This is a genomic window from uncultured Ruminococcus sp., from assembly GCA_902785355.1.
Taxonomy (GTDB): Bacteria; Bacillota; Clostridia; order Oscillospirales; family Acutalibacteraceae; genus Ruminococcoides.
Map to the genome: position 1 here is coordinate 27,274 of CACZYF010000023.1, position 22,012 is coordinate 49,285.

Annotated in this window: 16 protein-coding genes; 8 read left to right on the plus strand and 8 right to left on the minus strand. The window is 55.9% G+C overall.

Translation table 11 applies throughout. The annotated features are described in order from the left end of the window. Window positions 1–177: 177 nt before the first annotated feature. Window positions 178–1,659 carry an alpha-amylase family glycosyl hydrolase gene (locus R2I50_RS06625; protein WP_316608371.1) on the minus strand — a complete coding sequence of 494 codons (1,482 nt, stop codon included), beginning with the start codon at window positions 1,657–1,659 and terminating at the stop codon, window positions 178–180. Between the two features lie 156 nt (window positions 1,660–1,815). Here R2I50_RS06625 and R2I50_RS06630 point away from each other — a divergent pair, with 156 nt between their 5' ends. Genes R2I50_RS06630 through R2I50_RS06640 form a run of 3 tightly spaced genes read left to right on the plus strand, consistent with a single transcriptional unit; the run spans window position 1,816 to window position 6,808 of the window. Further along, entirely contained in the window at window positions 1,816–2,112 is a 297-nt protein-coding gene (locus tag R2I50_RS06630) for an STAS domain-containing protein (protein WP_316608372.1), read from the plus strand. A 5-nt stretch (window positions 2,113–2,117) separates the two neighbouring features. Next, the gene (locus tag R2I50_RS06635; protein ID WP_316608373.1) at window positions 2,118–5,108 is read left to right on the plus strand and encodes an AMP-binding protein; all 2,991 of its coding nucleotides are present in this window, start codon (window positions 2,118–2,120) and stop codon (window positions 5,106–5,108) included. Continuing rightward, entirely contained in the window at window positions 5,108–6,808 is a 1,701-nt protein-coding gene (locus R2I50_RS06640; RefSeq protein ID WP_316608374.1) for a carboxylesterase family protein, read from the plus strand. Before R2I50_RS06635 ends, R2I50_RS06640 begins: the two co-directional genes overlap by 1 nt. Window positions 6,809–6,948: 140 nt before the next feature. On the opposite strand, the gene R2I50_RS06645 is transcribed toward R2I50_RS06640, so the two are convergent. Continuing rightward, window positions 6,949–7,506: a DUF6935 domain-containing protein gene (locus R2I50_RS06645; RefSeq protein ID WP_316608375.1), complete on the minus strand. Its 558-nt coding sequence runs from the start codon at window positions 7,504–7,506 to the stop codon at window positions 6,949–6,951. A 114-nt stretch (window positions 7,507–7,620) separates the two neighbouring features. On the opposite strand from R2I50_RS06645, the gene R2I50_RS06650 reads away from it, so the two are divergent. Further along, window positions 7,621–8,232 carry a 4'-phosphopantetheinyl transferase superfamily protein gene (locus R2I50_RS06650; protein ID WP_316608376.1) on the plus strand — a complete coding sequence of 204 codons (612 nt, stop codon included), beginning with the start codon at window positions 7,621–7,623 and terminating at the stop codon, window positions 8,230–8,232. A 15-nt stretch (window positions 8,233–8,247) separates the two neighbouring features. On the opposite strand, the gene R2I50_RS06655 is transcribed toward R2I50_RS06650, so the two are convergent. Next, window positions 8,248–8,751, minus strand: coding sequence for a hypothetical protein (locus R2I50_RS06655; RefSeq protein ID WP_316608377.1), 504 nt, complete (start codon window positions 8,749–8,751; stop codon window positions 8,248–8,250). A gap of 71 nt (window positions 8,752–8,822) precedes the next feature. Then, window positions 8,823–10,061 carry a hemolysin family protein gene (locus R2I50_RS06660; protein WP_316608378.1) on the minus strand — a complete coding sequence of 413 codons (1,239 nt, stop codon included), beginning with the start codon at window positions 10,059–10,061 and terminating at the stop codon, window positions 8,823–8,825. A 173-nt stretch (window positions 10,062–10,234) separates the two neighbouring features. On the opposite strand from R2I50_RS06660, the gene R2I50_RS06665 reads away from it, so the two are divergent. From R2I50_RS06665 to mscL, 4 genes are all read left to right on the plus strand, one after another. Next, window positions 10,235–11,173, plus strand: coding sequence for an undecaprenyl-diphosphate phosphatase (locus tag R2I50_RS06665; RefSeq protein ID WP_316608379.1), 939 nt, complete (start codon window positions 10,235–10,237; stop codon window positions 11,171–11,173). Between the two features lie 148 nt (window positions 11,174–11,321). Further along, window positions 11,322–14,120 carry a DNA translocase FtsK gene (locus tag R2I50_RS06670; protein ID WP_316608380.1) on the plus strand — a complete coding sequence of 933 codons (2,799 nt, stop codon included), beginning with the start codon at window positions 11,322–11,324 and terminating at the stop codon, window positions 14,118–14,120. A 166-nt stretch (window positions 14,121–14,286) separates the two neighbouring features. After that, window positions 14,287–15,516: a tyrosine--tRNA ligase gene (gene tyrS, locus R2I50_RS06675; RefSeq protein ID WP_316608381.1), complete on the plus strand. Its 1,230-nt coding sequence runs from the start codon at window positions 14,287–14,289 to the stop codon at window positions 15,514–15,516. A gap of 161 nt (window positions 15,517–15,677) precedes the next feature. Further along, window positions 15,678–16,094, plus strand: a complete 417-nt coding sequence (gene mscL, locus R2I50_RS06680) for a large conductance mechanosensitive channel protein MscL (protein WP_316608382.1) — start codon at window positions 15,678–15,680, stop codon at window positions 16,092–16,094. Window positions 16,095–16,210: 116 nt separating this feature from the next. Here the strand turns inward: mscL and R2I50_RS06685 are convergent, their stop codons facing one another. The 4 genes from R2I50_RS06685 to R2I50_RS06700 all read right to left on the minus strand — a co-directional run bounded on the left by R2I50_RS06685 (window position 16,211) and on the right by R2I50_RS06700 (window position 21,754). Beyond that, window positions 16,211–16,687 carry a sigma-70 family RNA polymerase sigma factor gene (locus R2I50_RS06685; RefSeq protein ID WP_316608383.1) on the minus strand — a complete coding sequence of 159 codons (477 nt, stop codon included), beginning with the start codon at window positions 16,685–16,687 and terminating at the stop codon, window positions 16,211–16,213. After that, on the minus strand, window positions 16,677–18,050 hold the full coding sequence (locus tag R2I50_RS06690; RefSeq protein ID WP_316608384.1) for a hypothetical protein: 1,374 nt from the start codon (window positions 18,048–18,050) through the stop codon (window positions 16,677–16,679). Before R2I50_RS06690 ends, R2I50_RS06685 begins: the two co-directional genes overlap by 11 nt. 192 nt (window positions 18,051–18,242) lie before the next feature. Beyond that, window positions 18,243–19,844, minus strand: a complete 1,602-nt coding sequence (locus R2I50_RS06695; protein WP_316608385.1) for a peptidoglycan-binding protein — start codon at window positions 19,842–19,844, stop codon at window positions 18,243–18,245. 626 nt (window positions 19,845–20,470) lie between these two features. Then, entirely contained in the window at window positions 20,471–21,754 is a 1,284-nt protein-coding gene (locus tag R2I50_RS06700) for an amidohydrolase family protein (protein WP_316608386.1), read from the minus strand. Window positions 21,755–22,012 lie beyond the last annotated feature (258 nt).

Below are 22,012 nucleotides of genomic sequence, written 5' to 3' on the forward strand. Positions count from 1 at the left end.
CAACGTGAATGAATGTGACTCGCTTCGCTCAAACAATCAATACAATTCATCCGCCTCCTTGCGGAGGCACCTTCCTTTCCCAAAGGAAGGCTTTTTAGGCTTTTCTACAATCTGAAGGCTGCCGCTTATGCGACAGCCTTGCTTGATTTTATTCGCTTTGTTTCGTGACGGTGAACCTTATTTCTCCGCGACGAGGATGTAGAACTCAAAGGGCTTGTAGTCCTTCTTCTCGAAGTCCGCCTTCGTCATTTTCGTCTCGGTCGTGTCGAGCTTGGCGCCGTCATGGTGCATGACGACGGTCGCTTCCTCGAAGCCGCAGTCGACCGTGACGCCCGTCATCGCTTCCTTCGACAGACTGCCGATGAAGTAAACGGCGCTGTCGTCGGCGCTGCGCGAGCAGGCGAAGAGCTTCGAGTTGTCGGGCTCGTGGAAGGTGATGTCGGCGGAGGTAGAGGCGAGGGCTTTGTTCTCCGTTTTCAGCTTCGAGAGCGCTGTGATCAGCGGCGCGTAGACCGGCTCGTCGTCCCACTTGACCGTGTCCTTCTCAAAGAACTCCAGCTCGTGGTCGTACGCCGTTTCGTCGGAGGTGTAGATCAGCGGGATGCCCGGCGCCATGTAGGACAGCGCGAGCAGGGCGGGGTAGGCGTTCTCCAGACGGTAGACGATACTGCCCTCGTAGGAGTTTTTGTCGTGGTTATCCAGATAGTTCATCGGGAAGCTGCCCGCGGCGTACTGGGTACTGCCCGCCATCGCGTCCTTGATGGAGCTTACGGCGACGCCGCCGAGAATGGTGTCCGCGTGGCTGTAGAAGCCGTCGTTGTAGCAGCTGTCAAAGGCGTATTCGGTCAGTCCGATGTTCTCGGAGTTCTCAGCGAGCATCATAATCTCGCTGTTGATGGATTTCAGCTTATAGACCGCCGCGTTCCAGAAGTTGTTCGGTACGCCGATCGCGTGGTCGCAGCGGTAGCCGTCGATCCCGACGTCCTCGACCCAGTACTGCATGCAGCGGATCATCTCGGCGCGCATATCGTAATTATCGTAATTGAGCTTTGCGACGTCCGTCCAGTCGAAGGGGGAGACGACCTTGCCGCTCTCGTCGCGGACGTACCAGTCCTCATGCTCCTTGAGCCAGCTGTTGTCCCAGCCGGTGTGGTTCGCGACCCAGTCGAGCAGCACCTTGAAGCCCATCTCGTGCGCCTTGTCGACGAGGTGCTTGAAGTCGTCGATGGTGCCGAACTCGGGGTTGACGGCTTTATAGTCGCTGACCGCGTAGTACGAGCCCAGAGTGCCCTTGCGCCCGGTCTCGCTGATGGGGTGGATGGGCATGAACCACAGGGTATTGATCCCCATGCCTTTCAGCCGCTCGAGGTGACCTTCAAATGCCTTGAAGGTGCCTTCCTCGGTGAACTGGCGGACGTTGACCTCGTACAGCACGCAGGTGTCGAGCCAAGAGGCGGCGGACTTCTTCAGGATCGGGTCTTTCCCGTCGATCAGGGTCATTACGCCGTCTACGACGGACTTTTCATCGACCTGATCGGAGAGCTTGTATTCGCTCTTCTGAGCGGCGGGTTCGGTCGGCGTTTCAGCCTTCTTTTCGCCGCAGGACGCGAGCGACAGGATCATAAGGACGGCGAGCGTCAGTGCAAGGATCTTTTTCATGGTATTCCCTCCATAGCAAGTATAAAAAATATTATAACCTGTGTACGGTTATTTGTCAATTATGCACAGATAAGCATTGACATTTTCCGCTGTAAAAACTATAATTAATATGGATTCATGTTGTATGAACTAATATTAAAAAAAGAGGCGATTAACATGACTGTACAGAAAACTTTAGACGGAACCAAGCTGACCGCGGCGATCAGCGGACGACTGGATACCGCGACCACTCCCGAGGCTGAGAAGGCGCTGAAGGACGGTCTCGATAAGGTGACCGAGCTCGTGCTCGACTTTAAGGAGCTCGACTATATCTCGTCCTCCGGTCTGCGCCTGCTGCTCTCTCTGCAAAAGCAGATGAACACCCAGGGCTCGATGAAACTCATCAACGTCAATGATATCGTCGGCGAGATCTTTGAGATCACCGGTTTCGCTGATATATTGACCGTGGAGTAAGCGCTATGACAGATATCATCAAGCTGCTCGAACAGTACACGAAAGAAAATCCCAATGCCGCGATACTGTTCGACGACGCACATACCAAGGGCTTGACTTATACGATGCTCGACGATATGACCGGCAGGGTCTATGCGTATTTAAAGGATAAGGGCATCGGTAAAGAGGACTTCGTCCTGATCGACCTGCCTCGCGGCGTGCTGCCGATCGTTGCGATGATCGGCGTATGGAAGGCCGGCGCCGCCTGGGCGCTGGTAGAGGATACCTATGCGCCGGATCGTATCGCCTATATCCGCGAGGACTGCGGCTGTAAGCTGGAGCTGAACGCGGATAACTGGGACGAGGTCATGCATTGGGAACCCCGCTCGGGTCACGAGGAGACCGATCCTCACGACGCGGCTTACGCGATCTATACCTCCGGTACGACCGGCAACCCCAAGGGCGTTCTGCACGAGTACGGCAACCTCAGCCGTGCGATCGAGTCCATCCGACTGGACGGCGTAAACCCCTTCAAGAGTAAGGACAGACTCGCGCTCCTCGCGCCTATGAATTTCGTCGCTTCGGTTATCGTTATCTTAGAGGTGCTGAGCATCAGCTGCGCCAAGATGTATGTCGTCAGCTACGCGACCATCAAGAACCCGCTGCTGCTCAAGGCGATGTTCCTCGAGAAGCGCATCACCATCACCTTCCTGACTCCGTCCTATGTCCGTATGCTGGGCAACCAGACGGGTCCCTTCCTGAGAATGCTGTTCGTCGGCAGCGAGCCCGCGAACAACCTGTATAACAAGAATCTCGACCTCATCAATATTTACGCCGCCTCCGAGAGCGGCTTCGCCGTCGGCGTGTTCAAGATCGACAAGGCATACGAGACCTGCCCGATCGGCAAGCCCGAGATCGACACCAAGATCACCCTGCTGACCGAGGACGGTACCGAGGCGCAGGACGGCGAGATCGGCGAGCTGTGCTTTGAGAATCCCTACGTCCGCGGCTATATCAACCTCCCCGAGGAGAGTGAGAAAGCGTTTGTCAATGGCGTCTACCACACCGGCGACCTCGCCCGCATGGAGCACGACGGCAACTATGTTCTGCTCGGACGCTCCGGCGATATGATCAAGATCAACGGCAACCGTATCGAGCCCGCCGAGATCGAAGCGGCGGTCAAGCAGGTGCTCGGCATCAATTGGGCGGCTGCACGCGGCTTTGAGGAGAACGGCACCAGCTACCTGTGTGCGTATTATACCGCCGATATCACGATCGACGAGGAGCATCTGCGCGCGGAGCTCTCCAAGCGCCTGCCGTACTACATGATCCCCGCTCACTTCATCAAGATCGACAAGGTGCCTTTGAAGAAGAACGGCAAGATGGACCGCAAGGCGCTCCCGAAGCCCGAGACCGTAGACCTCAGAACCGATTACGTCGCTCCCACCACCGAGGAGGAGGAGAAGCTCTGTCAGGCGATGGCGACGGTGCTCAAGGTCGACCGCGTCGGTATCCATGACGATTTCTATACGATGGGCGGCGACTCCCTCGGCTCGATCCGCGTGGTCGCCGAGAGCGGTCTGACGGGTCTGAACGCAGGCTTGATCTTCCGCGGCAGAACGCCCGAGAAGATCGCGGCGCTGTATCTTGAAGCCCACGCGAACGACGACGGCGAGTCGAATGACGCAAAGCTCGAGCGTTCCTTAAAGCAGGACCATCCGCTCACGGTGGAACAGCTCTACATGGTCGACTACCAGCTTTATACCCCCCGCTCCACCATGTACAACCTGTACTCGATGCTCAGGATCGATAAGGAAAACTTCGATATGCAGAAGCTCGCCGAGACCATGCATACCGTTATCCGGCATCATCCCGCGCTGCTGACGACCTTCCACTTCAACAAGGACGGCGAGATCATCCAGCGCTATACGCCCGAGATCCTCGAGGATATCCACGTCGAGAAGATGAGCGAATTCGAGTTCGAGAACCTGAAGGATACGCTGGTACAGCCCTTTAAGATCATCGGCGGCAAGCTCTATCGCTGCCGTGTATTCGAGACCGAGAAGAACGGCTATGTATTCTTTGACGTCCACCATACGCTCTTTGACGGCACCTCGCTGAAGGTGTTCATGGGTAACGTGGGTAAGGTATATATGGGTATGATGCCCGAGACCGACTACTACTATCTGATGCTCCATAACCGTGAGAACGAGGTCAACGATCCGTTCTATCTGGAGTCGAAGAAGTACTTCGAGGATCACTTCGAGGGCGTCGAGTGGTCGAGCCATCCCGACTTCGACCACGATTCCCGCGATAACGAGATGGGCGAGATTTTCGCCGATCTGGGTATCGAGCAGGCACAGATGAACGCCGTCGAGCGCACGTACAAGATCAGCCGCAACGAGTTCTTCATCACCGTAGCGGCGCTTGCGATCGCGGTCTATAACGATAAGCGCGATATCAAGCTCTCGTGGATCTACAACGGCCGCGAGAACATGGAGATGATGAATACCGTCGGTCTGATGTTCCGCGATCTGCCGATCGGCTTACACCTGAACGAGAAGATGAGCCTGCGCGAGCTTTATGCCGAGGTGCATGACCAGGTGCAGAAGGGCATCGAGCACTCCTGCTACCCCTATGTCGACCTCAACGACCAGATCATCTTCGGCGAAGCGGCGTATCTGCTGTATCAGCAGGATATCCGCGATATGGGCGGTCTCGAGGAGATGAACGTCGAGTCGATCGACATCCGCCAGAACCAGGCGGCGTCCCAGACCGTGCTCGATATGGAGATCCTCGACGGCTCCGACGGACTCATGCTGATGATCGACTATGCCGCAAGCCTGTATGAAGACTCCAGCATGGAGAGATTCCGCGATCTCTTCGTCCGCGTCGCGCGTACGCTGGTTACGCAGGTATCTCAGGAGGACGTCAACCTCGGAAAGCTCTATTATAAGATCATGGAGAAAACCAACATTCTCGACTTACTTATTCACAGATTCAGGAGAAAAAGATAATGCCGCAGAAGAAAAATAATTCTGCTGCTATGTCCCCCGGGGAGCGAGTCCGCAGTACCTACGGCGTGAATCGCTCCATCACGGGCGAATATGACGCCGCGCTTGCTGCTCGCTGTGTCAACGGCACCTTTGTCGGCAGGGCTGACGGCGACATTACCGTTTTCCGCGGGATCCCGTTCGCAAAGCCGCCTGTCGGCGGGCTGCGCTGGAAGCGTCCCGCTCCCGTCGAGCCCGACAGCGGCGTTTATGAGGCGTACTTTAACGGCAAGAGTCCCATCCAGACCGAGTGGCACACCGAACAGGCGTCCTATTACCCGCAGGGCGAGGACTGCCTGTATCTGAACGTATGGGTCAACCGCGCCTGCGACGTGAAGGACAAGACCGTCATGGTGTTCCTCCACGGCGGCGCCTACGGCTGGGGCGGTACTGCCGATCCGCTGTATGACGGCGCGAACTTCGTGCGTGCCAACCCCGATATCGTGCTCGTCACCGTCGCCTACCGCACGGGATTGATGGGCTTTGTCGACCTGTCTTACTTTGCCGGCGGTGAGGAATACCCCGACGCGCCGAACCTCGGACTGCTCGACCAGATCGAGGCGCTGCGCTGGGTGCGCGGGAACATCCGCTCCTTCGGCGGAGATCCCGGAAACGTGACCATTTTCGGCGAGTCAGCCGGAGGCGGCAGCGTGTCGCTTTTACCGCTCATCCCCGAGGCGAAGGGACTGTTTCGCCGCGTGATCGCCGAGAGCGGCTCCGTGGCGCTGACCTTCTCGAAGAAGGAGTGCAGGGAGTTCACCCGTCGCTTGATGAAGGAGAGCGGAATCCGATCGATGAAGATGTTGAGCGCGCTGACCGAAAGTCAGCTCCGCTCCCTGAATGAAAAGCTGAATATCTATAACAACTATCCGCAGCGCGACGGCAGGCTGATCCCCGAGGATCCTTATACGCCGTATGAGAACGGCACAACCGCCGATGTGGATATGCTGATCGGAACCAACGCCGACGAGATGAACTACTGGGTCAGCGAGATCGGCGGCATTGTGCCGTACCGTTTCAGCATTCCCGTGAAGTTTGAGAATGATTACAGGACCCTCAGCCGCGTCGCAAAACGGCGCGTTGATCTCTTTATGAAGCTGCAGAAGGGTCAGAAGAGCCACAGCATCTGGGCTATGTCGGAGTTCTACGATGAGATGATGTTCCGCCTGCCCGCCGTGAAGCAGGCTTCGGAACACGCGAAGAACGGCGGTAAAGCGTTTATGTACTACTGGACGCAGCCGTCGACGAACTCCTTCTGCGACGCATGTCACGCGGTTGAGCTTGCGTATGTATTCGGTAATCTTGACGAGACCATCTACACCGGTGAGCGCGGGGACGAGAAGCTCTGCCGCACGGTGATGGAGATGTGGACGAGCTTCGCCCGCACCGGCGACCCCTCCGTCGAGGGGCTCGAGTGGCTCCCGTATGAAACCGAAAACCGCTTTACGATGGAGCTGTGTACCGAGCCGAAGCTCAGGAAGGATATTTTGCCTGAGCAGCGCGCGCTGCTGACGCCGCTCTTGCGTTACAAGATCAACCCCTCCTACGCTACGCTGGACTATAACGTCCCCTTCGTGCGAAAGACGGCGGGTATCATCGCGCTGGGCGTGACCTCCGCGATCGCCCTGGGTATCTCGGCGTATAAGTTTTTGAAAAGTGAATAGAGAAAAGGAAACGGCAGTCGGAATCCCGGCTGCCGTTGCTGTTTGTATAAATCGTCATTGCGAGGGCTGCGCCCGCGGCAATCTCAACCGATTAAAACGTCATTGCGAGGAGCACAAGCTCCGCGATAATCCTAATCGGGTTATGCCCACGGGTCGGCGGACTTCGGCGGGCGGATACCGACGAGGATCATCTGCTCGCTGAGGTACCATTTGCCCTCGCTCGGCTTCAATCTCAGCTTGATCTGACGGGGCGAATCGGCGCCGCCGGAGGTCAGGTGCAGGGTCGCCCGGCCCTCGTTTTGGAACGAATACGGATTCGAGAAAACGGTCAGGGTGAAGGGCTTGTCGGGCGAGTAGCTGTTTTCGGGCACAGCTCCCTTGAAGTAGGAGAACGGCACGAGCTTTGAGTCACGGAAGCGGTCGTTGAGAAAGCTGATCTCATAGGGCGAGAGGGGAGCGGGTCCCTTGAGAAAGTTCAGCATCTCGGTACCGATCGCGGGAGCGGCGGCGTAGGCGCACAGCGCGCATACGGTCAGCGCGGCGGTCTTGTAGGGCGTGTCGAGCGCCGCTTCGGGCAGGGCTTTCAGCTCCTGTACGCTCTCGGGCAGGCGTTCAAATGTAAAGGTGAAGCTGCCTTCCTCGGGCTTTGCTGCGGGAGCGGGTGCAGCGGGCTGATTCAGACTGTCAAATATACTCATGTTCATTCCTCCTTTTCTTTCATCATACCATCCCGCCCGCGTTTTGTAAATAAGTATTTGCAACTTAGCGCAGTTTGTTGTATGATGGATGTATCAAAATTATTCGGAGTCGCTATGAAGATCGCTTATGTCACGACCGGGGGCTTGACCTTCGGTATGTTAACGGAATATCTCCCGCTTCTGCCCCCTGAGCGGCAGGAGAAGATCATGCGCTATCGCTTTGAAGAGGATAAGCTGCGTTCGCTGCTTGCGGGTCTGCTGATCCGCCGCGTCACGGGCGGCGCGCCCCTGCGCTGCGGCGAGCACGGCAAGCCGCTGTGTGACGGCGTGAACTTCTCTGTATCGCACAGCGGAGAGCTCGTCGCGATCGCTGTCGGCGACTGTGCGGTCGGCCTCGACGTCGAGCAGATACCGCCGGAGGATCGGCTGAAGATCGCCGACCGCTTCTACCATCCCGCCGAGCGGGCGTATGTACACGGTGCGGATGATCCGCCGGTCGCCTTCTGTGAGATCTGGACGCGGAAGGAAGCGGTGCTCAAGATGACGGGGGAGGGGATAGCAACCGACCTGACCGCCTTCGATACCACCGCTGAGTCGCTGAGCGGTCAGCTCTTTACGACAAGGCTCGGCGACTGCTGTCTGTCCCTCTGCACGGAAATGCCGCTCGAGGATAATGACATTCAAATTTCTGAATTAGAATTAAAAGAATTACGGCTGTCGGATTGACAGCCGTTTTTTTCGTTAATTACCGATCGCGAGATTCTCATAATTCGCCTGACGGGAAGCCTTAATCGTTTTGATATCCTCCTTGATCATGTCGACCAGCTCGCCGATCGCCTCATCGGTCAGCGGCAGCTCGAACCTCGTCGGCTTCATCATCAGGACGTAGTCGTTCGCGACCGTGGTTTTATCGACGCCCCGGATGACGACGCGGCACGGATCGGAAAGCTCGTTCCGATAATAATACAGACCGATCCTGTCGTAGAGGACGTGGATGTTACCCGTCTTGCTGTCTCTGTCAAAGGTTTGCAGCGAGATATGCACGCGGATATTGTCGAACACGCCTTCGATGTACTGCCAGTTGCGCAGATCGTACGGTTCGCCGTCGAGCGCTGCGCCGTAACGCTCGGAGCCTGCGGCGGCTTTTCTGTTCTCAAAGCCCGCGTTCTTTAAGGCGAGTGAGATGCGGTCGCGCTCTTCCTTTCGCTTTTCCATGTATGCCTGCTTCGCTTCGATAAAGGTCATGATTGCTCCTGTTATGTGTGATCATAGAAGAAATCCCGCATATATCGTGGATAAATACGCGGAAAATGCTGTTATTTCTTTTCCGCGAGTGCCGAGATGATACGGCGGTTTCTGACGCGCTTGACGGTGAAGATCAGGTCTTCGTAGCGGATGCGCTGGCCGCGGATGGGGATGTCGCCGAACTGCTCGACGATGAAGCCGCCTACCGAGTTGCTCTCGATATCCTCGTCGCGCTTCATCTCGAAGAGCTCCAGCAGCTCGTCGAGCTCCATATCGCCCGATACCAGATACTTGTCCTCGCCGAGCTTGGTGCAGGTGTGTTCCTCGTCCTCGTCCTCGTCCCAGATATCGCCGACGATCTCTTCGAGCAGGTCCTCCATCGTCACGATGCCCAGCATCCCGCCGTATTCGTCGGTGACGATGGCGATATGCAGCTTGTTGGCGCGGAAGTCGTTGAGGATATCGGAGAGCTTGAGGTTCTTGTAGATGAAGTGGGCGGGGGTCAGCATGGAGCGGATATCCACCTCGCCGTCGATCGCCTTTTCGAGGTAGTCGCGGGTGTGTAGGATACCGATGATGTTGTCGATCTCGTTTTCATAGACGGGGATGCGCGAGTAGCGCTCCTTGATGATCAGGTCGTGGATCTCCTCGACGCTGTCGTCGATGTCGATGACCGTGACGTCGACGCGGGGGGTCAGGATCTCCTGAGCGGTCTTTTCATCGAATTCCAGCGCGCTCTGTACCAGCTCGCTCTCCTGTTCCTCAAGGATGCCCTCCTCCTCGATGCTCTCGATGATGTATTTGAGCTCGTCCTCGGTGACGGAGGGGGAGTCCCTCTTGATATGGGCGAGCTTCATGAAGACGGTTTTGATTCCTGTAAAGAAATATACCAGCGGCAGCAGCACATAGGTCAGTACCTTCAGGATCAGCCCCGTATGCAGCACGATGCCATCGCTCATCTCGCGGCCGAGACACTTCGGGATGACCTCGCCGAAGATCAGTACCAGAAGGGTCGTCGCGCCGGTCGCGATCGCGGCGCCGTAGTTCTTGAAGATATTCAGGCACAGGATGGTCGCCAGAGACGAGCACCCGAGATTCACCACGTTATTGCCGATCAGGATAGCGGTCAGCGCCTTGTCAAAGTTGTCGCAGACCCACAGCGCGTTCTTCGCCCGACGGTTGCCGTTATCGATCAGCGATTTAAGGCGGATGGTGTTCGCGCTCGAGAAGGCGGTCTCTACACAAGAGAAGAACGCCGACAGCAGAATCAGCACTGCGATGATCACGCCGTAAATTCCGTTCGTACTCATTTTTCCTCCGAAAAACAGTTTCTATATACATTAAGAATACACTACTCTCATATATTTAATTTGACAATATAGAAAAATAATCATTTTTCTTCTTGAAGAATCCGCCATATAGTGTTATACTCTATCATGAAATACTATTGCTATACCTTATATCTGAAAAGGAGCGAATACATATGACGATTTGGGAAGCGATCATCCAGGGTATCGTGCAGGGTCTGACCGAGTTCCTGCCCGTATCCAGCAGCGGTCATCTCGCCATCACCCAGCATGTGCTCGGGCTTGACTTAGAGGGAGGCAACCTCTTCTTCAACGTGATGCTGCACATCGGTACGCTGGTGGCGGTTGTCGCCTTCTATCACAAGCTGATCTGGCGGCTGATCAAGGCGTTTTTATCGATGATCGGCGATATTTTCACCGGTAAATTCAAGTGGAAGACCCTCTCCGACGACAAGCGCATGGTGATCATGGTCATCATCGGACTTTTGCCGCTGGTGCTTCTGTTCGTGCCTGTCCCGGGTACGGGCATGAAGCTCAAGGACTTTGTCGAGAGCTTCAATACCCCGAAGTACTTCATCGTGGTCGGTATCTGCCTCTTGCTGACCTCGCTTCTGCTGTTCATCGGCAACCGCTGCTCGCGCAGCGACGTCCCGATGCGCCACGCGAAGAACGGCGAAGCCGGCAGAACCGGTCTGAACGTTGTCGACGCGCTGGTGATCGGCGTGACCCAGTGCTTTGCTACCCTGCCGGGTCTGTCCCGCTCCGGCTCGACCCTCGCGGCGGGTCAGATGCGCGGGCTGAATAAGCAGACGGCGCTCGACTATACCTTTATCCTCGGTACGCCCGCGATCGTAGCGGCGGCGCTGCTCGAGGGTAAAGAGGCGCTTGAAGGCGGTACCGAGGCGATCACCGCGAACCTTCTCCCGATCATCGTCGGCATGGTGGTCGCGGCGGTCGTGGGCTATCTTTCGATCGCCCTGTTCAAGTGGTTGCTCAAGACCGATAAGATGATCGTGTTCATCCTGTACACCGCGATCATCGGTATCGCGGTCGTCGTGATCAGCGTGATCGAGATGAACACCGGCGTGAACCTGTTCTCGGGCGCGCCGATATAAAACCGCTGCAATATCTGCAAGTATTATAGTATTTGATACTCGCTTTGCTCAAACAATGATACAATCCCTCCACCGCTGATCGCGGTCTCCCGCCCTTTACCAAAGGGCGGCTTTACAGAAACCAAAACTCAGGAAGAGGAGTGATCGTTTGGCTGCCAAGAATACGAAAGGCAAATCAAACACCAAGAACACCAAAAATACAAAGAAACCGAGTCCCGCCGCAAAGGGCAGGCGCGCTCAGGCGCCCGAGCCGCGCCGCGGACTGAATCCCCAGATCAAGGCGATCCTGCTGTGCGCGGTCGGCGCGGTGCTGCTGGCGCTCGTGCTGATCCCCGGCGGCAACCTCTGGCATGATATCCGCTCGTTCGTTTTCGGCATCTTCGGCTTCTGCTCGATCCTTGTCCCGATGGTATTTTTCTATATGGGAATTATGACGGCGAAGGAAAAGCAGATGGCACATAAGGGCGCCAAGATCGCGTTATCCGTCGTTGTCGTGGTGATGATCTGCACGCTGATCTATCTGCAGGGCGCGGTCGATTATAACGAGGGCAACACCTATCCCGCGGCGCTGGGAGCGGCTTACGCCGGCTCCTTCACGCTCAAGAGCCTCTGCGGTCTGCTGGGCGCGGTGCTCGGCTATCCGATGCGCGCGTTCCTGACTACTGCCCCCGCCGTGATCATCACGGTCATCGTGCTGATCGTCGCGTTCATGGTGCTGTTCGGCGTAACGCTGATCGATGTCGCCAACGTCGCGAAGAAGGGCTACCGCAAGACCCGCGAGCAGCAGCAGCGTATCCGCGAGCACCATCGCGAGCGTGCCGAGGAACGCCGCCGTATCCGTGAGGAACGCGAAGAACAGGAGGCGCTTGCCCGTCGGGAACAGCCCGAACAGGATTATCCCGAGCTTTCGCAGGCGCCTGTACGCGAACCCTCGTCCCATACCCGTTATGACGCGCCCCGCCGCGACGGCAGAACGCGGATCGATATCCCGCTGGACAAGCCCGATAAAAAGCCCCGCGTCAAGGATGACAGCGAGGTGTTCGAGGAACAGAGCCAACAGGATATCCTGAATATCATCAAGAACGCGAACGCGGGAGTGGGTAACGTAACGGATGACGGTATGTCCGCTTCCGACGTTGCGAAGGAGATCTCAGATAAGAAGAACTCCCGCCGTATGACGAAGGGCGCGAAGCAGCCCGATCCCGAGACGGTGGAGGTCGATCTGGACGATGATTTCGAGGAAGAGAAATTCGATCTGAAATCCGAGACCCGCAATATGCGCGCCGAGGTCAAGCGCAGCGCCGAGCAGCAGGAGGAGAAGGAGGCTTACGTCTATCCGCCGACAAAGCTGCTCCAGCCGCCCGCCGATTCCGAGAGCGACAGCGCCTATATGGAGATGCAGAACAACGCCACCAAGCTGGTCGATACCCTGAACAGCTTCGGCGTCAAGGTGAACATCGTCAATATCTGCCGCGGTCCGTCCGTCACCCGCTATGAGCTGCAGCCCGCGCCGGGTGTGAAGATCAGCAAGATCACCAACCTTTCCGACGATATCGCCCTCAACCTCGCTGCTACCGGCGTGCGTATCGAGGCGCCGATCCCCGGTAAGGCGGCTGTCGGTATCGAGGTACCGAACAAGGTCACCTCGATGGTAACGCTCCGCGAGCTGATCGAGACCGACGATTTCAGAAACAATAAATCCAAGCTCAACTGCGTGCTCGGACGCGATATCTCCGGCGAGATCATCTGTACCGACCTTGCGAAGATGCCTCACCTGCTGATCGCCGGTACCACCGGCTCCGGTAAGTCCGTCTGCGTGAACGCGCTGTTGATGTCGATCCTCTTCAAGGCGACTCCCGACGAGGTCAAGCTGCTCCTGGTCGACCCGAAGATGGTCGAGTTCTCTAAGTATAAAGGTATCCCGCATCTGCTCGTTCCGGTCGTCTCCGACGCGAAGAAGGCGGCGGGCGCCCTGAACTGGGCGGTCTCCGAGATGCTCTCGCGATACCGTATCTTTGCCGAATATGACTGCAAGGGCATCGACAGCTATAATGAGCTGATCGACAAGAACCTTGCCTATATCGAGGGGCAGAAGCTCCTGCCCGATTATGACCCCGAGGCGGAGGAACAGCCGTGTCTGGAGGTCGAGGGCTTGAAGGTGCCGACCGAGCACATGTGCCGCGTCGTCATCGCGATCGACGAGCTCGCCGACCTGATGATGGCGGCTCCCGCCGAGGTGGAGGAGAGCATCTGCCGCTTGGCGCAGATGGCGCGTGCCGCGGGCATGCACCTGATCCTCGCGACCCAGCGACCCACCGTCAACGTCATCACCGGTCTGATCAAGGCGAACATCCCCTCGCGAATCGCCCTGCGCGTATCGTCCCAGATCGACTCGCGTACCATCCTCGACGCCGGCGGCGCCGAGAAGCTGATCGGCCGCGGCGACCTGCTGTATTCGCCCGTCGGCGCGCCGAAGCCCATCCGCGTGCAGTGCTGCTTCACCCGTGATGATGAGATCGAGCGCGTGACCGCCTTCATCAAGAAGTCGCACACCGCCGAGTATAACAAGGAGATCGAGGACAAGATCCGCAAGATCGCCGCCGAGGAGCTGAACACCGGCAAGGGCGGTAAGGACAGCGGCGTGACGCCCGGCAACGCGCCCGAGGTCGACTCCATGATGGAGGACGCGATCAAGTTCGTCATCGAGAGCGGACAGGCGTCCACCTCCATGCTCCAGCGACGCCTCAAGGTCGGCTATGCGAGAGCGGGCAGAATGATCGACGATATGGAGCAGATGGGCATCGTCGGACCGCACCAAGGGTCTAAGCCCCGCGAAGTGCTGATGACCTACAACGACTGGCTCGAACGCAATAACCTGCTCGGCTCACCCGATGAGTCCCCCGAGGGCGAGGATAACCCCGAATCCGACGAGGATGATCCGTGGTAAAGGAAAATCGGAGATTTTCGGTGAACGGTGAATAGAGAACGGTGAATGGTGAAGGGCGGGACATCCGCACCCGTTTTGTTGTTAATTATATTCCTGTTTCGCTTGACCTTTGCACCGAAAGTCGCTATACTATAAACAGATTTCGACAAATTAAGGAGGAAAACCTTTGGGAGTATATGAAGAGCTGGTAGCCCGCGGTCTGATCGCGCAGGTTACCGACGAAAAAGAAATCAGAGAATTAGTCAATACGGGCAAGGCGGTGTTCTATATCGGCTTCGACCCGACTGCCGACAGCCTGCACGTCGGACATTTCATGGCGCTGTGCCTGATGAAGCGTCTGCAGCTTGCCGGCAACAAGCCGATCGCCCTCGTCGGCGGCGGCACCGGCATGATCGGCGACCCCTCGGGCAGAACCGACATGCGCCAGATGATGACCAAGGAGACCATCGCCCATAACTGCGAGTGCTTCAAGAAGCAGATGTCGAAGTTCATCGACTTCTCCGACGGCAAGGCGCTGATGGTCAACAACGCCGACTGGCTGCTCGACCTCAACTACGTTGAGCTGCTCCGTGAGGTCGGCGCGTGCTTCTCCGTCAACAATATGCTGCGTGCCGAGTGCTACAAGCAGCGCATGGAGAAGGGTCTCTCGTTCCTCGAGTTCAACTACATGATCATGCAGAGCTACGATTTCTATGCTCTGTATCAGAAATACGGCTGCAACATGCAGTTCGGCGGCGACGACCAGTGGAGCAACATGCTCGGCGGTACCGAGCTGATCCGCAAGAAGCTCGGTAAGGACGCTTACGCCATGACCATCAACCTGCTCCTCAACTCCGAGGGTAAGAAGATGGGCAAGACCCAGAAGGGCGCTGTGTGGCTCGACGCGGAGAAGACCACTCCCTTCGAGTTCTACCAGTACTGGCGCAACGTCGACGACGCCGACGTCATCAAGTGCCTTAAGATGCTGACCTTCCTGCCGCTCGAGCAGATCGACGAGCTTTCTAAGCTTGAGGGCTCCGAGCTGAACAAGGCGAAGGAGATCCTCGCCTTCGAGCTGACCAAGATGATCCACGGCGAGGAAGAGGCGAACAAGGCGCAGGAGGGCGCACGCGCGCTCTTCGGCGGCGGTGCGAATACCGACAACATGCCTACCACCGAGTTGACCGACGACGACTTCACCGACGACGGTATCGCGATCCTCGACCTGCTCGCAAAGTGTAAGCTGATCGCCTCCAAGGGCGAGGGCAAGCGCCTGATCCAGCAGGGCGGCATATCGGTAGACGACGAGAAGATCACCGATATGTTCTTAAAGATCGAGAAATCCGCCTTCGAGAAGGGTCACGTCATCATCAAGAAGGGCAAGAAGGTCTTTCATAAGGCGACACGCGTGTCATAATACGCCATACTGTGCAGCACTGCGGCAGTCGGAGGCGCTTGTATCACCGTGTTTGGATCTGATGACCTACAGCTTCCCCGCAAAGCGAGGAGGATCACCTATACCAAATAGTCTATACTGTCGGTTAATTCCGATAAAGAAATAAAAAGGAGTGCAGAACATTGAAAAAGTTTTTTGGCGAATTTAAGGAATTCATCATGCGCGGTAACGTCATGGATCTCGCTGTCGGCGTTATCATCGGCGGTGCGTTCGGTGCGATCGTAACCTCCCTGACCGACGACATCATCTCTCCGCTGATCGGTCTGATCGGCGACGTCGACTTCTCCGACATGGTCGCGAAGGTCGGCAACGTAGATATCCGTTACGGCGCTTTCATCACCGCGATCATCAACTTCCTGATCATGGCGCTGATCATCTTCCTGATGGTCAAGGCGATCAACAAGGTGATGTCCATCGGCAAGAAGAAAGAGGAAGAGGCGGCACCCACTACCAAGAAGTGCCCCCATTGCTGTGAGGAAGTCAACATCAACGCTACCAAGTGCCCCCACTGCACCGGCGACATCCCTGCCGAGGAATAATCTCAATATCTATTTTGCTTGATAAGAAAGCTCCCGAGTCATACGATTCGGGAGCTTTTGTGTTATGGTGTTATGTTGTGAAAAGGTATGTCGGCTATGAGGGATATCAGCTTTATTTACGCCTCGCCCAGCGATTCGCGAAGGAGGGCGCGGGCTTTGTTTAAGCGGCTCTTGACGGTTCCCTCGGGGATGCGGAGAATCTCTTTTATTTCTTTAATCGAATAATCTTCAACATAAAACAGGATGACCGTTATCCTCAGCTTCTCGGGCAGTGCGTCGATCGCCGCACCGACCTCGACGGACAGGTATGGATCATCCCGCGACGCGATACCGGGGAGGATCTCCCCGGTATCGGTGAAGCGCCTGCGCTGTCTGAGCGCCTTGTGACATTGATTGATCAGGATGCGTACCAGCCATGTGCTGAAGTACTGTTCGTTTTTCAGCCTGCCGCGGTTCTCGTAGGCTTTCAGGATCGCCTCATGCACCGCGTCCTGCGCGTCGTACTCGTTTTTGAGCATTGCCATCGACACGCGGTAGAGGGTCTCGGTCTGTGCCGTGACGAGCGTCTCAAAGCTCTTGTTGTCAAGCATCATTTTGTACCTTGAACAGATAGGTGGTATAGTCACCTGTGCCTTCGTGGGCGGGCTCGACGATACTGCTGATCCCGTTGATCGTGAGATAAGCGCGGTCGAGCATATCGGCATTACAGAGGATGCCTACGGTAACGATCAGTTTTTCTTTCGCGCGGAGTGTGGGGATATAGAAGCTCTTGCCCTCACCGTGAGGCGACAGATAGGTGATCTCGGTATCACAGCATTCGCTGCTGTAGGTGCGGTTGTCGGGATCGATCGTCTCGGCGTGCGTAAAGCTGTCGCCGTTACGATTCATCACACTTAAGCCGTAGGGGATATACAGCTCGATATCCTCATCGCTGAGATTTTCGAAGGTGATTTCGGTCAAGATCAGCCGCTGCTCCTTATTCTCGCGGCTCAGCTCTTCGTAGGTGGACGAGAATCCGTCGCCCTCGTTGAAGGTGATAAACTCCTTTGGCTTAAGGTTTCCGTTTGCATCCGCGATCTCGGTACTCGGACGGCTCTCGTTGAAACAGCTTTTATCCAGACTGTCGATGGTGTCTGTGATGCGGACGTCGGAGATCTGAGCGGTATAACGCAGGCTTTCATCCTGCTTTTCGTGAGAGTATGCCTTGAAGATCAGCTTGGTTTCGAGCGATTTTTCTATGAACGCTTCATCGTATTTGTATGTGGCCTTAGAATCCTGTCGTTCATCATACGGCTTATACAGTTCTGTATGATCGCCGACAGTTCCCTCGGTAAAGCTGATTCCGCTGACAAAGTCGTTGAGCTGTTGTTCGGTGATATTCGAATGGTAGATCAACAGCATGACATTAACGTCCTCGAAGTAAACGTACAGCCGATCGTATGTACCCTTGACGTTGGTGATGCGGACCTCGTACGCCTGATGGCCGTTGATCATCCGCTCCGTACAATCCTTCACGTTGGCGATATACGCTTTCTGATCCGTGCTTTCGGCTCGCATCGGGAAAAGGGAGAAGCCGTTGGTATAGGGCGTATCTGCCGTGAGGCTGCAGTATTTCAGGTCGTCGGTGTTGGGGACGGCGGCGAAGCCCTCGGGGATCTCGACGTGCATCTTGACGTATTCGGGATAATCCTCAGCGGCGGTCGCGTTGTCCCTGCCGATCGACAGACCGTAGTTGTCGACGGGCTGTGCGATCAGCTCATAGAGCTTGCCGGCGCCGATCACCGCCGTCGGGATCAGTGCCGCGATCAGCAGAACGGCGATTGCGACGCGCCAACCCTTGCCGATGCGGTGCTTTGCGGGAGAGGGGAGAGAGGTCGCCTCGCGCGCCGCTTCGCTCACGGTATAGCGGAAGCGCTCCGGCGCGGGCTTGAAGGCATTTTGCAGTTTTTCTTTCATAATGATTGCTCCTAAATTAAACTTTCAGAATCTCGATTCTGACTATTAGAGCGTTTAAAAGGGGAAAAGGTTCATTTATCAAATGCAATTGTTGTTGTGAGGAACGACCGCAGGTCATGGCGTGGCAGTATCAGTCTGATACACAAACAAAAAAGCGGTACGATCGCCGTACCGCTTTTGATGTTGATTTGATTATGCCTGGAATCTTCTGCCGGTCTGCTGCTTTTTCTTCTCGATCGCGTAAACAACAGTGAACGCGATCAGCATGACGGCGATCATGATAACCAGCCAGATGATGAACTGGAAGTTGGTGGCGTTATCGCCGCGCTTGAAGAGGGGAGAGTCGGTGACCGCAGCTACGCCCTTGGAGGAGAGCTCAGTGGTCTTCTTCTCGACCTCAGTGTTGGGAGCTGCGCCGGTGTTGGCGGGAGCCGCGTTGTTGGCGGTGGTGCCTGCGCTCTTGCTCGCTGTCAGACCCTGGTTCGCTTCCTTGGGAGTGTTGGGGGTCGCGGCGACAGCAGTGGAGCCGACAGCAGTCGTCTGAGCGTCGGTATCCTCGGTCTCGGGGACAGTGTTCTTCACAGCGCCGTCGGAGAAGATCAGGTCATACGCGTCCTGATCGATGATACCGCTCGCCTCTAAGCCGTTAGCGGTCTGGAAGCTCTTGACAGCCTCCTCGGTAGCGGAGCCGAATTCACCGTCGGCAGTGCCGCTGAGATAGCCCAGCTCGATCAGACGAGCCTGTACCAGAGCGATATCGTCGCTGTAGTCGCCTAATGCCATCTTGAATTCAGCCTCGGTGGGCTCGATGATCGCGCCGGTCTCGGCAAGGTCAGCCTTATCCTCAGCGATCTCAGTGGTCTCGGGCTCAGTCTCGGTTTCTGCGGTCTCGGTCTTGGTCTCAGCCTTCTTTTCTTCCTTTACATAAGCGGGAGCGTCGTCGGCATAGAGGTAATCGGTGTCGGAACCTGCGATACCGTCAACATACAGACCGATGGTCTTCTGGAACAGCTTGAACGCCTTCTCGGTGTTCTCGCCGAAGTCGCCGTCGATCTCGCCGGTGTAGTAGCCGAGCTCAGCCAGTCTTTCCTGGAGCTTCTCGACCTTGGAGCCGGTGGAGCCCTTCTGCAGAGGGCCGTTGCTCTCGGTCTTCTTGGAAGAAGAGGAAGAGGAGGATGAAGAGGAAGAAGCGGTGGAGGAGGGAGTGGTGTCGCTTCGACCGGTGGAATCAAAGTAATAGGTTACACCGTCGATGGTTCTCGAGGTGTTGACGATGTACTCGCCGTTCTCATAGTAGTAGCTGTCGCCGTTGAAGGACTCCCAGCCGTTCTCGGGATAGCTGACAGCGGTGAGCTTGAACCAGCAGTCCCAGTTGTTGTAGCCATTCTCGCCGATCTGCTGGTAGCATACGCCGTAAGCGCTGCCGCGAGCGTCGACCTCCATGCCGTCAGCAATGTAAACGCCGACATGGCCGGGACGGGAAAGGCCTAAGCCGTGAACGCGGGGGATACCGCTGCTGACATAACCCCAGTCTCTGCCGTGCTCCTGAGCGTCGGAGAGCATGCTGGTTCTATTGCCGCCGCAGTAAGAGGTGATCATACCGGAACAGTCTACCGCGCCGGGTGTGTCGCCGCCCCATACGTAGCTCCAGCCTTCATTGTAGGCCTTCAGAGCCCATTCCGCCAGACCTGCGCCGGTACCGGAAGCGCCGGAAGATACCGTACTGACGACGCAGATGGTGGCGATGACAGCGGCGACCATCAAAAGTGAAATGATTTTCTTAAACGTTTTCATAAGAAACCTCCATATCATCTGTCGGTGCTGCCGATGAATACTATATATTGTATATGGAATTATTACAAATTTGTATTCAAAAGCAGTGACGAGATGTGTGTTTTAAATTGGGTTGGTAACAAAACTGTCATTATTATAGCAGAGAATTATTCCAATATCAAGTATTTCAGGGAAAATATTGTGATAATGCTAATAAAATTAAGAATTTATTCATAGTTATATACAAAATATACAAAAAGATGCCTGATTTCGACAGGTTACAACCTGTAACCTTTAATTTGATTTTGGAAAAAAGAGCCATCGGGATAAGTTTTGACAATTCTCGACAAGAACTAAAAACGGCGTTTAATGCGTTTTGAGAAATAACTGTTACGCAGCTGTTAACATTCTTCTACGCAATTATGAATATTGGGTGACAACGCCGTAAGATTTGGCGGTGTTCCGCTTTCTATATATTATATATAGGGAATTTGTCTTTGGACAAAAGAAAACACAGCGTCCGCGTTCACGGATGCCGTGCTTTCTCTAAGTGTTATTACAACGCTCATCCTGTTGCGCTTCGCGCCGAGCTGAAACAATTCAGCCCCTACAATACGACGAAACGCCCGTACCGATCGCTTTAAGCTTTACGCGGACAGCTCGATCTGTTTTCCCCGGCAATATTTTGCCGAAAGCGCCTTGACATCGCCGCCGAGGTAGATCGCGCGCTCGAGGCGCTCTTGTACGGTCAGGGGTCGGGGGGTAGGGAGGAGGCTGTCATCGATGACGACGGCGTCGCACTCGTAACCGTCCTCAAATGATCCGACCTTACCGAAAAACTCACCGCCGCCCTTGGTCGTCATGTAGAACACCTCGGCGACGTTCAGCGGGGTCGCCGTGCTGTCGACGAGCCGCCAGTACAGGCGGCTGACCTGTAATGCTTCGACCATCGCGGTGAAGAGGCTCTCTGTCTGACCGCCCGCGAGGTCGGAGCCTAATCCGACGCGCAGTCCTTCGCTGAGATAGCGGCGGATGGGCGCGATGCCCGAGGCGACGTTCATGTTGGAGGCGGGACAGTGGGCGATGAACACGCCGTTCTCTTTCATCATCGCGATCTCGCGGTCGTCGGAGTAGACGCAGTGCGCCATGACGGTTTTTTGCGGTTTGCCGAAGAGTCCGAAGCGTTCGTAGGCCGCGCCGTAGTTCTCCGCCCACGGACACAGCTCGCGTACCCATGCGATCTCGCCGGGGTTCTCGCTCAGGTGCGACTGTACGGGGATCCGATACTGCGCGGCAAGCCTGCCGAGTCCCTCCATCAGCTCGTCGGTGCAGGAAGGGATGAAGCGCGGGGTGATGATCGGCTGCGTGTTCCGATATTTGTTCGAGGTTTCCTTGATGAACCGCTCGGTATCTTTGATCGACGCCTCTGCGGAAGCTTCGCGGAGGGTATTGGGGGCGTTGCGATCCATGTTGACTTTGCCGACATAGCTGACGATGCCGGTACGATCCAGCTTATCCATAAGCAGCTTTGTGGCTTCCCGGTGCATAGTGCCGAAGACGACAACGCGGGTGGTGGCGCTGCGCTTCATTCCTTCGGTAAAGATCGTATAGGCGCGGTCGGCATAAGCAAGATCGCTGTACTTCGCCTCCTCGGGGAAGGCGTAGGTGCTGAGCCACTCGAGCAGCTCACGATCCATGCCAAGCCCGCGGAAGGCGTACTGCGGCGCGTGGGTGTGCAGATCGATCAGTCCCGGGATAATCAGCTTTTTGCCGTGATCGTGAAGCGGGAGCTGCGCGTGTTCCTCGGGTATCTTATCGTAAATGCCCTTGCAAATGCCATCAACACAGACAAGGTAGCTGTCGAGACGGGTGATAAGCGTATTTTGATCGGCGCTGTAACAGATATCGCCGTGAAGGATCATGCTGTTCATGGGCTCCCTCCTTAATGGAAGATGATTTACCTTGATTATATCGCTTTCAAAAGCGACATGCAAGAAAAACACGTAAAATGCTCGTGAAGAAATAAGTATTTTTCTCGGAGAGAAATATCGTTCATATCTTGTTAAAAATGATAAAATAAGCCGATCTGAAAAAAGCAAATTTGACAGTATTTGCAATTGCCAAGGAATGGCGGATTATGTATAATTGACGTGTAGGCTTGCTCCGATCATTCGGGGCAAAAATATCCT

Bases quoted from the DNA above. Each gene is read 5' to 3' on its own strand.
- R2I50_RS06625 (WP_316608371.1), bottom strand. From the start codon at position 1,659: ATGAAAAAGATCCTTGCACTGACGCTCGCCGTCCTTATGATCCTGTCG.
- R2I50_RS06630 (WP_316608372.1), top strand. From the start codon at position 1,816: ATGACTGTACAGAAAACTTTAGACGGAACCAAGCTGACCGCGGCGATC.
- R2I50_RS06635 (WP_316608373.1), top strand. From the start codon at position 2,118: ATGACAGATATCATCAAGCTGCTCGAACAGTACACGAAAGAAAATCCC.
- R2I50_RS06640 (WP_316608374.1), top strand. From the start codon at position 5,108: ATGCCGCAGAAGAAAAATAATTCTGCTGCTATGTCCCCCGGGGAGCGA.
- R2I50_RS06645 (WP_316608375.1), bottom strand. From the start codon at position 7,506: ATGAGTATATTTGACAGTCTGAATCAGCCCGCTGCACCCGCTCCCGCA.
- R2I50_RS06650 (WP_316608376.1), top strand. From the start codon at position 7,621: ATGAAGATCGCTTATGTCACGACCGGGGGCTTGACCTTCGGTATGTTA.
- R2I50_RS06655 (WP_316608377.1), bottom strand. From the start codon at position 8,751: ATGACCTTTATCGAAGCGAAGCAGGCATACATGGAAAAGCGAAAGGAA.
- R2I50_RS06660 (WP_316608378.1), bottom strand. From the start codon at position 10,061: ATGAGTACGAACGGAATTTACGGCGTGATCATCGCAGTGCTGATTCTG.
- R2I50_RS06665 (WP_316608379.1), top strand. From the start codon at position 10,235: ATGACGATTTGGGAAGCGATCATCCAGGGTATCGTGCAGGGTCTGACC.
- R2I50_RS06685 (WP_316608383.1), bottom strand. From the start codon at position 16,687: ATGATGCTTGACAACAAGAGCTTTGAGACGCTCGTCACGGCACAGACC.
- R2I50_RS06690 (WP_316608384.1), bottom strand. From the start codon at position 18,050: ATGAAAGAAAAACTGCAAAATGCCTTCAAGCCCGCGCCGGAGCGCTTC.
- R2I50_RS06695 (WP_316608385.1), bottom strand. From the start codon at position 19,844: ATGAAAACGTTTAAGAAAATCATTTCACTTTTGATGGTCGCCGCTGTC.
- R2I50_RS06700 (WP_316608386.1), bottom strand. From the start codon at position 21,754: ATGAACAGCATGATCCTTCACGGCGATATCTGTTACAGCGCCGATCAA.